The organism is Pseudomonas sp. FH4, assembly GCF_000510915.2.
Taxonomy (GTDB): domain Bacteria; phylum Pseudomonadota; class Gammaproteobacteria; order Pseudomonadales; family Pseudomonadaceae; genus Aquipseudomonas; species Aquipseudomonas brenneri.
On record NZ_AOHN01000024.1, the window covers coordinates 144276 to 156807 of the forward strand.

General features: G+C 50.2%; 12 protein-coding genes and 1 pseudogene. 11 read left to right on the forward strand and 2 right to left on the reverse strand.

Features of this window, described 5'->3' with window-relative positions:
• The first annotated feature begins 112 nt into the window (after nucleotides 1-112).
• From H097_RS19355 to H097_RS19380, 4 genes are all read left to right on the forward strand, one after another.
• On the forward strand, nucleotides 113-1732 hold the full coding sequence (locus H097_RS19355; RefSeq protein ID WP_032861740.1) for a dsDNA nuclease domain-containing protein: 1620 nt from the start codon (nucleotides 113-115) through the stop codon (nucleotides 1730-1732).
• Nucleotides 1729-3918 (forward strand): DEAD/DEAH box helicase, encoded by a 2190-nt coding sequence (locus H097_RS19360; protein WP_050593409.1) that lies wholly within the window; start codon nucleotides 1729-1731, stop codon nucleotides 3916-3918. The genes H097_RS19355 and H097_RS19360 overlap by 4 nt, the downstream gene beginning before the upstream one ends.
• A gap of 928 nt (nucleotides 3919-4846) precedes the next feature.
• The gene (locus H097_RS19370; RefSeq protein WP_032861742.1) at nucleotides 4847-5983 is read left to right on the forward strand and encodes an XRE family transcriptional regulator; all 1137 of its coding nucleotides are present in this window, start codon (nucleotides 4847-4849) and stop codon (nucleotides 5981-5983) included.
• A gap of 743 nt (nucleotides 5984-6726) precedes the next feature.
• Complete coding sequence (locus H097_RS19380) at nucleotides 6727-7521, forward strand: hypothetical protein (RefSeq protein WP_032861745.1); 795 nt, start codon at nucleotides 6727-6729, stop codon at nucleotides 7519-7521.
• A gap of 19 nt (nucleotides 7522-7540) precedes the next feature.
• Here H097_RS19380 and H097_RS28860 read toward each other — a convergent pair whose 3' ends face one another.
• Nucleotides 7541-7747 carry a hypothetical protein gene (locus tag H097_RS28860; protein WP_032861746.1) on the reverse strand — a complete coding sequence of 69 codons (207 nt, stop codon included), beginning with the start codon at nucleotides 7745-7747 and terminating at the stop codon, nucleotides 7541-7543.
• Nucleotides 7748-7765: 18 nt separating this feature from the next.
• Nucleotides 7766-8173, reverse strand: a complete 408-nt coding sequence (locus H097_RS19390) for a hypothetical protein (RefSeq protein ID WP_032861954.1) — start codon at nucleotides 8171-8173, stop codon at nucleotides 7766-7768.
• 272 nt (nucleotides 8174-8445) lie between these two features.
• Between H097_RS19390 and H097_RS28240 the strand changes: the two genes are divergently transcribed.
• From H097_RS28240 to H097_RS19410, 7 genes and pseudogenes are all read left to right on the forward strand, one after another.
• On the forward strand, nucleotides 8446-8679 hold the full coding sequence (locus H097_RS28240) for a hypothetical protein (RefSeq protein WP_229752364.1): 234 nt from the start codon (nucleotides 8446-8448) through the stop codon (nucleotides 8677-8679).
• An 84-nt stretch (nucleotides 8680-8763) separates the two neighbouring features.
• Nucleotides 8764-9837 carry a hypothetical protein gene (locus tag H097_RS19395; protein WP_032861748.1) on the forward strand — a complete coding sequence of 358 codons (1074 nt, stop codon included), beginning with the start codon at nucleotides 8764-8766 and terminating at the stop codon, nucleotides 9835-9837.
• Between the two features lie 40 nt (nucleotides 9838-9877).
• Nucleotides 9878-10048 (forward strand): annotated as a pseudogene (locus H097_RS28865) (NAD-dependent dehydratase); the annotation flags it as partial.
• A gap of 46 nt (nucleotides 10049-10094) precedes the next feature.
• Nucleotides 10095-10304, forward strand: a complete 210-nt coding sequence (locus tag H097_RS19400) for a hypothetical protein (RefSeq protein ID WP_032861749.1) — start codon at nucleotides 10095-10097, stop codon at nucleotides 10302-10304.
• The gene (locus H097_RS19405; protein WP_032861750.1) at nucleotides 10301-10777 is read left to right on the forward strand and encodes a hypothetical protein; all 477 of its coding nucleotides are present in this window, start codon (nucleotides 10301-10303) and stop codon (nucleotides 10775-10777) included. Before H097_RS19400 ends, H097_RS19405 begins: the two co-directional genes overlap by 4 nt.
• Before the next feature lie 122 nt (nucleotides 10778-10899).
• Nucleotides 10900-11361: an SH3 domain-containing protein gene (locus H097_RS27905; protein WP_082445644.1), complete on the forward strand. Its 462-nt coding sequence runs from the start codon at nucleotides 10900-10902 to the stop codon at nucleotides 11359-11361.
• An 89-nt stretch (nucleotides 11362-11450) separates the two neighbouring features.
• The gene (locus H097_RS19410; protein ID WP_032861751.1) at nucleotides 11451-12491 is read left to right on the forward strand and encodes a DUF4062 domain-containing protein; all 1041 of its coding nucleotides are present in this window, start codon (nucleotides 11451-11453) and stop codon (nucleotides 12489-12491) included.
• Nucleotides 12492-12532: the final 41 nt, after the last annotated feature.

A 12532-nucleotide genomic window follows, 5' to 3' on the forward strand; every position in this document is an offset into this window, starting at 1 on the left:
TCTGCCCGCTTTTTCTCCTCACGTCGCAGGCGAAATAGCCTAAGGCCATTAGGCGTGGACGCCACATGTCTTTTCCCATAGCCTTGGGCATCAAAAACCATGGAAGTAGGTGATGGACTCAAGCAATGCGGGGGGCGTAGCAGCCAAGCTTGGATTCTTGTATCAGGACTGTGCGGCGGCGCTTTTCGTAACCCAGATGCTACTCAACAAGAAGATCCAGGCTGTCAGATGCGAAGTTACAGACGACATCGATATCCTATACGATACGCATACTGAGTTCGTTCAAGTTAAGACTTCTGACAAGCCTCGCTGGTCTGTTAGCACGGTTACAAGTCGTACTCGTGGAGCTGATAAAAAGCTTATTGCCAACAGTTCAATTGTGCACAAGTCAATGCAGTGTGCATTCACGCCTATTGAGAAATGCAAGTTTCGGATCTTATCTCCTAGAGACTGTAAAGCGCCACTCGACTACTTAGAAATTGAGCTCTCAAAGCGAGACGGTAAGCCTGGCCGACAAAGCCTGATCGATGAGCTCGACGTAAAATTGCGAAAATATGTTGCGCCAGCAGGCAATTCTATATCCGACTGGGTTGACTCTTGTTCTTGGGAGGTTATACCTAGCTTAAGGCAAGTAGAACTTACAGGTCTTAGTAATATCAGAAATGCTGCCCTTAACCTGTATGGCGTAATTCTAAGTTCGGATTCAATGGTTGAAAGTATCTGGGTTAATATTTTAGTAGCTATGACTAAAAGAAGTGCGCTCGATAGGCGTGTGTACGTTGAAGATGACAAAACCTACCATAGAGATAATTTTCTTGCTTGGTTCAAGGCAGAGGTCTTATTTTATGATCGCGGAAATTCTCATTGCAAAGTTTATGTTCATCGCAAACTGCCAGATATATTAATTCAACTTCAGGCGCCTTTTTTAAGTCCGATTCCAACCAGGAATGGGCTTGCCCTACATCAGCGTTATCAGATGGGGCAGTACCGCTATGAGCACATCGCGAAGAATATTTGTTGTTGGTTTGACGAGCTCCTGTTGAGACCAGGTGAAATTGCCGACTTCATCAGTTCGACTGCTACGGAAAAATACAAATTATTGAGGTCACGTCTCGCTGATAATGCCAGAGACCTTGAGCGGTTTCTTGGAAATGCATTGCTGCATTCGGTCATGAGGCTAAGACATAACAGTCAGCCTATTCCGGCTACCCTCTACCTTGATTCTAAAGATGAAATGCGGGTTTTTGAAAATGTTCACATCGTACAGCGTGCTAAGGGAGGTGATGAGTTATGGCTTGGGATCAGCAAGTTAACAAAAGCCAAGACGTTATCACAGGTTTTAAATGATCTTAGAGATACACTGTACAATGATATTGTAAGCGGTCTGGATGGAGTGAGAGAAAAGGTTCTGGATGTCAAGGAAGACTCATATCTACTTAATCACGATATCGATGATATTCTAGATACCAGCAATTCGTTTGAAGATCATTTGGAACGCCTTCGATTTGTAATTTTTTTCGGCTATGAGTCAAGTTTGCTCACTATTCCTGAGACTAAAGGTCATGAGGCTAACCTGTACCAGGAAGCTTATGACCTCTTCGTTGATTTTATTTCCGATATCACCAAGAGTCCGGAATATTCACAATTTAATTTCGAGCTCTATCTCTATCCTGCCCCAAGCTTTGACGATTTATGTGGGTTGGTGGAAAAGAAAATGAGGGATGACATGTGAACAGGATTTACGACACTGCTCGGCTTCTGCTCGAAACAGAAGGAACATCAGCATTTAGCTATCTTCATGCTGCTGACAAGCTGTTGTCGAATCCCGTTTCATTGCATATGGGTAGGGATTTAGTTATCCGAGCCTTGGACGCTAGGCTGAAGTTTACGAACTACACGCCTTTGCTTCGCAACCTGGTACGCAAGTCTGGGCTGTATCCGTATTTGAAGAAAGAGTTCCAAGAGGTAACGGTCAGCGAAAAAGCGGCTTTAGGGATCTATCAGACTCCTTTTTCGGATGAAATTGTTTTCCATTCAATGCAGTTTCAAGTTTTTGAACTGCTTCGATCTGGACGCAACGTTGTTCTAAGTGCACCGACCAGCATGGGGAAGAGCGCAATTGTAGATTCGATAATTGGCTTGGGAATAGTGAGTAGAGTGGTTCTAGTTGTTCCTACTATCGCGCTAGCCGACGAAACGCGCAGGCGCCTTCAGGAGCGGTTCGGCGAATTCTATCAAATCATCCATCACAGTTCTCAGGAAGCGAATGGTGATAAGGTGATTTACGTTCTCACGCAGGAAAGGGTTAATGAACGACAGGATATTATCGGAATTGATTTCTTCGTAATTGATGAGTTCTACAAGCTTGCATTTCAGCAGCGGGCCAGTGGGAAGATAGACTATGAAAATGAGCGAGTTATCGAACTTAATATCGCTTTGAGTAAGCTGTTGAAGGCATCTAAGCAGTTTTATATGACCGGGCCTTTTATTAACAGTGTGACAGGCTTAGCGAGTCTCGGCTTCGAGTATACCTTCATCTCCTCCGATTTTAATACCGTGGCTTTGGATGTTGAGTCCTTCGACCTGTCTCCTAATGATGAGGAAGGTAAAGAGGAAGCGGTTCTCTCTATTGCAGACCTGTGTCGTGGTGAAGCGACAATAATTTACTGTAAATCCTCTGCTGTTGCTGGAGGAGTTGCAAGGTCTTTAGCCAAGCATGGGTTTGGTACTGAGTTTCATAGCCCTCATCTCGACTGGGTCGCCCAAGAGTACGATTCTGATTGGGATTATTGTGTCGCTCTACGAAGCGGAATCGGTCTTCACTTTGGGGGGTTGCCGCGTGCTTTGCAGCAGTACACTATTGATCTTTTTAATCAGGGAAAAATTAACTACCTTATTTGTACTTCGACGATAATCGAGGGGGTGAATACGATTGCAAAAAATGTTGTGATACATGACAACAGGGATGGCAATTTTAGCATTGATAAATTCACACATGGCAACATCAAGGGGCGCGCTGGTCGCATGGGTGTCCATTTCGTAGGAAAGGTTTATTGCCTAGAGTCGATTCCCCAGGACTCATTCAACCAAGAGGTGGATATCCCTCTCGGAATTCAAGATGATACGACGCCAATGAATCTTCTAGTTGGCGTTCAGCCTGAGCATCTTAGCGATTACTCTCAGTCCAGATTCGAACGAGACGAAAATATCGATGAATTTGGTGTGGACTTGTTGAGGCGCCATAGCTCATTCACTCTGGAGGCATTCAGAGAGTTGTATTCTTATGTTGAGATGTTATTTGAGGAATCCTTTCAGTCCACCATCTTCCATTGGATGCCTTCAGGTGAGTTTCTCAATGTTTTGGCTGAGGCACTTACGAGGTTCCAATCCGGCGCGCTTCGCCGAGTGCGGATCCCAACCAAGAATAGTTCGGTTATCCATGCAAAACTCACAAGTTATCTGTATACCCCTCAGTACGCAGAATACTTTAAGTCACAGATTGTTCAGTCGAAGGCGCGCTTAGAGAAGGGCGAGGTCGATAATCTTTCCACATGTATTAATGATGACCTCAAGGTGGTGGTCAATATTCTGGGGTACACAGTTCCAAAACTACTCGGTATTCTTGAGGATGTCGTTAAGTTGCATGCTAAGAGGCGTAATATTAATGCGAAGATTGATTATTCAAAACTTCGTGGGGTTTTTGAACATTACCACCTCCCATCTGGCCTGGCTGGCTTGGAGGAAATGGGCGTGCCGGTACAGACGCTCCAGAGGCTCAACACTCTCATGGATGCGCCTCATGACCTAGATGTGGATGAGATGGCTCAATACCTAAGAAACAACGAAGACCGTTGGCGTGGCTTGGGCACTGTGGATCGTTCCTTTTTGACGAGGACGCTTTATCCAAGCTCGAGATGATAAACGTTTGGGGGATGTATAATTGAGATCGGCTCATCCTTACTAGGACTGTCTTTGAAGCTCCTAAATAGCATTCGGAACCTAATCAGCCCCGACCGCCGCCCTGAGCGAGAGAAAACTCGAGAACGCGAGTTTATCCTGGCAGCGAACAGCCTGAAGACCCTTTCGGTCACCGACCGGGGCGGCATGTCTCTCGACCCCGAAGAGCTACGCGACCAGATAATCGCCTCGCGTGAGCAGTTGAAACATCTTGTTCACAAATCAGGAGCGCCTAACAGAGGACTCAAAGCAGCGGAAGATGCCCATGTGGAACCGCTATTGAGTCCCACCGTAGAGGCTCCGGTGAGCGCCATGGACTGTATCGAGGTAGTGGCTTGGCGTAGGTTGCCCAGTGGCGCTGCCGTGCGCTACGTATGCCTCCAGTCCACGAACACTGGCAGTTACTCTGTTGCGACAGCCAGCCTGTTCGCAGGAGCAATAGAGAGTCTCCCGACTTGGATCGACGGCAATACCAACAGGCAAACCGCGAATGCCCTACAGCTCGGTGATCTCCAGTGGTACCCGGCTGTGAGCGAGGCTATGGATGCATGGGATGCGGAGCTTTGATGACCCTGCGCTTTCGGTTGGGGCGTGTCCCTACGGGGAGCGGCTGTCGTGTACCGAGCCCTGTCGGTGCCAAGGTTCCGGCTCTTCGGGCTTCCATCCTCACGCCTGCGCGCTCCGCTTACCCGCTGGTTCTTTGCATTGATTTTCCGGTGACGGCGGAGATGCGTCAGGCGGAGTGATTACCGCCCAGTCGAACTGCAAACGCTATTTGCCCAGGTTCTGATAGCTGGCCGCTGACCTGGCCTATCGGGTGGGGCTATAGCCAGGCCATGCCAAATACATTTAGGATCAGGCCGTCCCGATCAGGAGAGTGGGTGTAGCAATGAATCTAACTGTTTTGGGTTCAAAGCTGTCTCGGTATCGCGAGCAGCTCGCGATGAGCAAGGAGGAGGTAAGTGCAGCCACCTGCATCCCCCTTGAGCGCCTGCTGTCAGTTGAAGCTGGCTCCCAAGCGCCTACGGGTGATGAAGTGCTTATCCTGGCCGACCTATACCACTGCAACTTCAAATTCTTCATCTCGAACGAGCAACTCGCCCCCTTTGAACAGACCGAAATCCTGTATCGCAGGCACGGCGCTGAATTCACCAAGGAGGATCGACGATCTGTGCAGGAATTCCTGTACCTCTGCGAAACAGAAGACTTCTTGATGAGAGAGCTTAATGCAAGGCAGCTCGAGTTTCCCGCGCCCCAGGCTTCCGGGCATTTTAAAAATGATGGGATCCGAGCGGCTGAAGCCTTTCGCCGCTTCAACCAGCACGCTAGCAATGCCGTTCCTCGGGATGTGTACCAAGAGATTCGCCAGACCGGCGTGCACGTATTTCGTCGGAAGCTTGGCAATTCCAACATATCAGGGCTCTTCCTAGCTCACCCTACGGCTGGGAAGTGCATTCTGGTCAACTACAGCGAAGACGTATACCGGCAACGGTTTAGCGCCGCACATGAGTTTGCTCACGCTCTTTTTGACGCGCAAACTGGCCCCAGTATCACGTATTCCCGCGCGGCTAAGGATGATCTTGTAGAAGTGAGAGCAAACGCTTTTGCTTCCCGGTATTTAATGCCTCCAGAGTTCCTTCGACAGCTCCCTGACCCAGAACAATGGACGCAGGCAAATACCGAGCATTGGGCTAATCAATTGCGTGTCAGCTGCGTTGCCTTGGGCATAGGTCTGAAGTCCGAGGGACTTATTAGCGGGCTAGCATTGCAGCGAATAAAGTCTTACCGCGTGCCGAGAGAACTTAAGATTGATCCCGAATTACCGGCTCAGTTGACGACGCATCAACGTGAACGTAAGGCCAGGTTACTGGAGAAGGGGCTATCTGATAGTTACGTAGCGCTATGTCTGGACGCTGAGAGTCGTGGCGTCATAACCCAGGGGCGTCTGGCTGAAGCCTTGCTTTGTGACTTGGGAGGGCTTCAAGAGTTGCTCAGCCTTTATGGAAGATCCTCCAATGGCCATTGACCCGTCCCGCTTCCATTTGATCAATGTGACAGACACCTGTTCGGTATGGAATGTCCTATCGTCTAGCACCCTGTACCGCGCTGCGCTGGCTGCGCAATGCCACTTCTGCGTCACGGAGTTCGTGAACTACGAGTGTCTAGTAAAGCCCCGCACATCACCAACCGACGCTGGCCGCGAGCTGCAGCGTCGACTAATTGATGCGCGTGAAAAGGGCCAGTTCCCGGTACATGCTTGCAGTCTCGATGATCTTCAAGCCATCAGTAGGTTGGAAAACCTTAGGCGTCTTGGAAAGGGGGAGTTGTCCTCTATCGCATTCGCCATGAGTCGTGGTTTGGCTGTGATGACCGACGATCAGGGTGCTAGAAAGCTTTCGGCGGCAGCTGGGAGTCATCCCACGCAGACGACTCCGCACCTGCACAGTTGGCTGATTTTTCATCGCAAATTGGATGACGCAGATCATTCCAACGTGATGACACAACACATAAGCATGGAGGGCTGTATTGCGCCTCACCTCGCAGACGCCTACGGCTTAGCTTTGCAGTGCGCTCGGAACGCGCATCCTCCTGAGCCTAAGCAGGCTTAGCGTAAATGTCGCGAGCTCAGTAATGAGCTCTTCAAGTTTGACGCGACCTTAATAGCCCCTTAATTCACTCTCCATTTCAGGACAAGATGAAAACCACAGATAGTCATGGGCCATCACTGTGGATAGGATGAGTTTCCGGACGAATGAGGGAATATGAAATATGAGCTCTGAATTGATGACCACCGCAGTGTGCTGGGAGGTGGGCGCCAACGTGTCGGCAGAGTACGCAAAAGACAACTCCACTTTCTATTATTTTTGTCCTGAGCAGAACTGCTTGGAAAAGGTCGTCCCAGCGCAAAGGAACAACAAATTTTTTAGGGCGCCAAACAGGCATGTCACGGGATGTAAGAATGAAAAGGAATCCATTGAGCACTCCAATGTACAGGGAGAGCAAAAAAAAGTTGCAATGGCAGTAGCACCCACGATCATCCCAAGCCACTTAGGCGCAGTTCCTGCTACGAAAAAAAAGGCCATGCCTACGCGAGCACAAATGCTTGCGCTTGCTCAACAGGTTCAGAGCTCTCCAGCAATCCACCCTGGCACGCTACAGGAAGTTGTCGATGCTTGGAGAATTTTGAGCATGAACGAACGAGTCGAGCATCAGCTCTATATAGAAAATGAGCCGCTCAATTACTTTGATGCATTCGTTCCGTTGAGTCACGCTGGGGAGGATATCAGCTCAGTAAACTGGAGCAATACCATTGTTTTTGGAACTGCATCGGTTAACTTATTTAACGGCTCGTTCTATATCAAAACGTTCAGAAAATTTTCCAATGGTGCTAGCAGAGCACAAATCCGGGTTAGGGTAAGGCCGAGCGAACCCTATTTTAACCTTCTGGTAGATGGCCAAAAAATGACGCTATTCCTGCGCACATCCATGCCGACCATAGACGCCAGAAATAAATTTTTCGAAATCCAACCCTCGACGTTATATAGCGGCTTTGCTATTGGCTAGTAACACCGTGATGAGGGAATCATTCGCGCCAAAGGCCCCAAGTCGGCGGATTTTCGACTATATCAATCGACGTGCTGAGCTCGTACTGCATGTGTTCAAAAACTCTGTCGAGACTTGGATGAGCTTTCGACTCTCGCAGGACATTCACTAACGTCAATAGCTCCCGCCCTTGAGCCACCGGCATTTGGATATCGCAATACACGGTGTCATCGCTGTCTCGTTCCACGTCTTTTCTCCGTCTGCATCAATCCAGCTTGGGCTTACTGCTGGCAGCTCTGTGTGCCTCGAGGTGCTGCATCTCTGATTCCCAACAAGCCAGGAATTTATACCAGTCCGCAGCGTAAGGCCCATCTAACAATCTGGTCGACCCGATACTCGCCTGACTGAAGCGCTCCCTCCAGGGCTGGGGGATAGTCTGCTCCAAAATGATGTCGATTCCGGAGTGGTGATACTGCACGGTGACACAATCCCGAAGCTGGTTGAGCTCAAGTGCCTTGTCAGCATGAGGGGAGTCTTTTCGCTCTTGAAGTTCAAGGTCATCAAGAATGGATAAGGGATCGAACGCCTTCGAATCGCCTGGAGATATGTTCGCAAGCATCCACAAAGCTTTTCGTCTCTTGGCCTCCAGTTCGCGGAGTTCATCGTCGGGCATTTGAGTTACCTCTTGTTGGCGTTGATGGCGTGCCGCCTGCGGCGTCAGGCTGCTGTGAATCGAGCCCCGCCAAGGCGTGTCTCGTCCCTGCGGGCTCGCATCCCTCACGCCTGCGCGCTCCGCTTGCTTGGTGTCTGAGCCTATGGGAAGCATAGATCGCAACGCATCCTACCCTCATGATTCGGAGCTCGGCATCGCTATTCGAAGCGTTCTGTTATCGTTCTAAAAGTAATTTAGTCGCTCTTATTCATCAGCCTTCTGGGGAGCCGGGAATGGACACAACTCGACGCGTACTAGGCAGAGCCTACCAAACGGTTCGCGATCTTGAGCGTCTGCTCATTGAAGAGCGCGCCGAAGCTCTATCTGCTGCAGGCTACCCGCTGCCAGATGATGATCCGGCTATGTACGCTGAGCAGAGGCTCAAAGAGGCCAAGGAGGCTCGTTCAGCGCAAGTTGTTGGCGTTCCCGAACAAGCTTCAACTCAGAAAGATTTGCGAGGTACGTGAGAAGTGATCTTCGGTCGAAGTAGCCTGAAAATACGCTTTAACTAGAATGTAAACATTCCTGATTCTGCACACCGGGAGGCCGAAATGGACTTGCTAAAGCCCTTGTACGAACAGGACAGGCTTCATCCACACTTTCGCACCATATCTGACGGACGACCCGGCAGGCTTTACCAGCGAGAGGAGCTGCAACGCTGGCTTGATGGATTTCCAGACAGGGATAACAAATTCGTACGTGAGTTTCAGACCACGTTTAACTCAAGCTTTTGGGAAATCTATCTTCACGCAGTGTTCCGCGAGTATGGCTTTGCTTTCGACTGGACTTATCCAGCCCCTGATTTCCTAGTTTCGTCAGCAGACATTACGTTTACGGTGGAAGCAACCACTGCCAACCATTCCATTGACGCTACCCCGGAGTGGGGTAGGCCCATGACAGCGGAGTTCTTTGAAGACGTTGATTTCAATGAGCTCAATCGGGTCGCGATAATCAGGTTGGCCAACGCGTTCATGAGCAAATCACAAAAATTCCAAGATAAGTATCAGCATCATCCGCATGTCCAAGGACGCCCATTTGTCTTAGCAGTAGCTCCGTTCGAACAGCCGGGTTTCAACCTCCAGGCTTACCGGGCTATCGAAGCCCTGCTATTCGATTACTACGTAGATGAAGCGGAATACCTGGCTAATCCGGAGCGCTTTCCTAACGGATTAGAGGGGAAATCTTTGGGAAGCGTACAGAAAGATAACGGTGCTGAAATCGAACTGGGGTTTTTCGATTGCTTGCGCTTCAGCCACATTAGCGCCGTGATATTCAGTAATCTGGCCACTTGGGGAAAAGTAGATGCCATGTGCGGAAATCCGGATGCGGTCATATCGTCTGTCTGGTCGCTACCGAATGGCGAGATGAAGCGCACTGTGTCCAGAGGCAACGAAGCCTCAGAAGGGATCACCGATGGGCTGCGTATCTATCACAACCCTTTTGCTACAACGCCGTTGCCGCTTGAAGTATTTCGACGAGAAGGTGTGATGCAGATGTGGGCTGATCCTTACGCTCGATCACTCATAAGTGAACAAGCCGAGAACTGCTTACAGTCCAGGACGGCTATGACTTTCTTTGTAAAGGATGATGATCCCTCTTGCGAGGGCTTATCTGAGAAAATTTAGCAGTGCGCTCTGGCCAATCCGGCTAGGCAGCAATTTGCCTGTGGATTGCTTGATATCCTCAACGAATACCGATGCAGACCTTACTCGACCAATCGAAGTCGTGACGGATATGTCAAAAAGCCGTGCAATGGGCTCAACCGCCTACCAAGCGAGCGATCAACCATTTTTTTTGTGTTGGGGCAAACTACGGAAGATGCGCTTGATACCCTAGGTCGTCCCAGAACACATATGCTCAGATGATTTCAGGGAGAAGGAAAATGGCAAGTGAATACTCGCTATCAGATGTGCTGGAAAGGATGTACCAAAATCAGCTCGCCCTTGAGGCTGCTCTCATGGAGCTAACCCTCCAGGTGGAAGCCCAAGGACATGCGGAAGTTGGCGACAACGTTCGTGGCACGCTTTACACAACTGGTGAGAACGCTGGCCATATCAAACAGGGGCTGGCCCGGCTCAAAAAACTCCCATGACCCAGCCGCTTTTCGATTTTGATCTCAAACGCGTTTCCCGCACGCATTACATCACTGGCAAGGCTGCGATCAACTTTCCGCACCCTGGAAGCATCACTGGCGGATGGCATTTCCTGTCCTACTTCGACCGCGATTCGGGCGTAGCGAAAGTGTCCTTGGCAGGTATTCATTATCCAGATACGACCGATTTCTTTGGAGACGCTGGAGTCATCGACGTAACCGACAAGCTTGCGATGCGAGGCTGGTCAGAAGACGGCAAAAGGCTGTTCATGGCGGATCACTACAGAGCTGTAGCTGACATGGTGATGAAATGGGTGCTAAGTGATTCTAAGCACTGCAACGTCGAGGTCGCTGATTGGTTTCCCTCTTCCGAAACGAAGCAGCGGCTTTTTGAGATCCTAAATTCGGGAAGGCCCAAACTTTTAGATCCCGACAAGCTGCAAAAAATGGAAGCTTGGCTAAGCTCGCAGTAGTCCGAAGGACAGATCTGCATGGCAGCCGGCGTATTGCGTTTTAAGCGGGAGCAATGGATATGCGCAAAAAGTCCCAGTCGTGGTTTATCCCGCTCCTGATTCTTTTTGCCGTCCTGTGGGCAATGGGGAAAAAAGACACGCCTCAAACCCCGGTAGAGCCGAGCGCTCTGAGCACGCTAGTATCAACCACGCCGACGTCTCCATCCCCACCCACGCCGACCTCCGCAACTGAGCAGTTCGTGAGCGCTGATAACCTCAATGTCCGGGATCAACCAGGCGGAAAGGTCATCTCAAAACTGAAGCGCGGGGAGAAGGTTCAAGTTTTTGAGACCCGAAAGGATTGGGCGCGCATCAGCATTGATGGTCAACCTTCAAAGTGGCTTTCGTCCAAAAGCCTGTGTAGCGGCTCAGACTGCTACGTCGTTTTGAGGCTAAGACCAGCGATTCAGCCGAAACAGCCTGCTCGTCAACAGGCCCCAGCTTACGGTTCATCCTGCCCTTGTTCCTCTGGGAACGTGTGTATCGGGCCTCGCGGTGGTCGATATTGCATTACCTCTGGCGGTAACAAACGATACGGTGTCTGATCTGCTGTTCACCATTGAGACAATCTGCAACGATCACACCTAGTTACAGTCCAAAAGGACACATATGCCAGCGTTCAGAGGATGCACTGATGAAGGTGTTCATAAGCTCCGTAGTAAGAGGTTTCGAGCAGTTCAGAGCCGCCGCCAAAGACGCGGTGGAGACACTGGACATGAAGCCGGTCATGAGCGAGCACTTCGGAGCGCGAACCTATTCCTCGGAGCACGCCTGCCTGACAGAGGTCGATCAGTGCGACGTTTATATCCTGATTCTTGGCGCTAACTACGGCTATGAACCTCAGCCAGGTCTCTCGGTTACGCAGCAAGAATTCCACCAGGCAGTGAGCAAGCGTAAACCGATTCTGGTCTTCATCCAGCAGACTGACTTTGACGCGAAGCAGGCCGTGTTCGTCAACGAGGTGTCTGACTACAAACAAGGTTTTTTCAGAGCCTCATTCTCAGACCCCCAAGAGCTGTTGAAAGCTATTGTCCAGGGCCTGAGTAGAATGGAGAAATCCAAAAGCGCAATTTCTGAGAAAGCCTTTCACGAGCGCATTACAGAGGCATCAAGCTCTCGCTCCTACGGCGGTCACTCCTATGCGCCACAGCTTGAGTTCGCATTTCTGCCACAGCCCGTTGAGCAGCACGCTGTGCACGGAGCGGCCCTACGCCGTGATGAGATTTTCCATAGCTTCCATAACCTGGGCTTGGCGAAGTTCAAGCAAGGTTACGAAGACTGGGATGACAAGTTGTTCACAGGACTGAAGTCCGGAGATACGTCTTGGCGCGTTTTTGACGACGGGCTCGTCCTTTTGGAAACTGACGCAAGTGTGCCAGTCGAGGGGCGTACGGCTGGTCTCTATTTCGTGTCTCCGACCAACCTATCAAAGCTAATCATGTCCTGCTTCGAGGTGTCCGGATTCAACAGCGGATGGTATCGCATTACCTTGAAGAATTTAGACATGGCGAAGATAGAGGAGCCGCCAGCGACTGCCCCCAGCAGCTATTCGATGCCTATGCGCCGTGAAAAGATCGTTAGTGAGTCACGACTTTTCATCCCTGCCACACGGCCCATCGTGGAGCAATGGATACAGGAAAGCATCGTAAGAATGGCCAGAAGTTTGGCTTATTGATCAGTGACACCCGTGCCTCTGTCATTTTGAGCCAAGGGGGA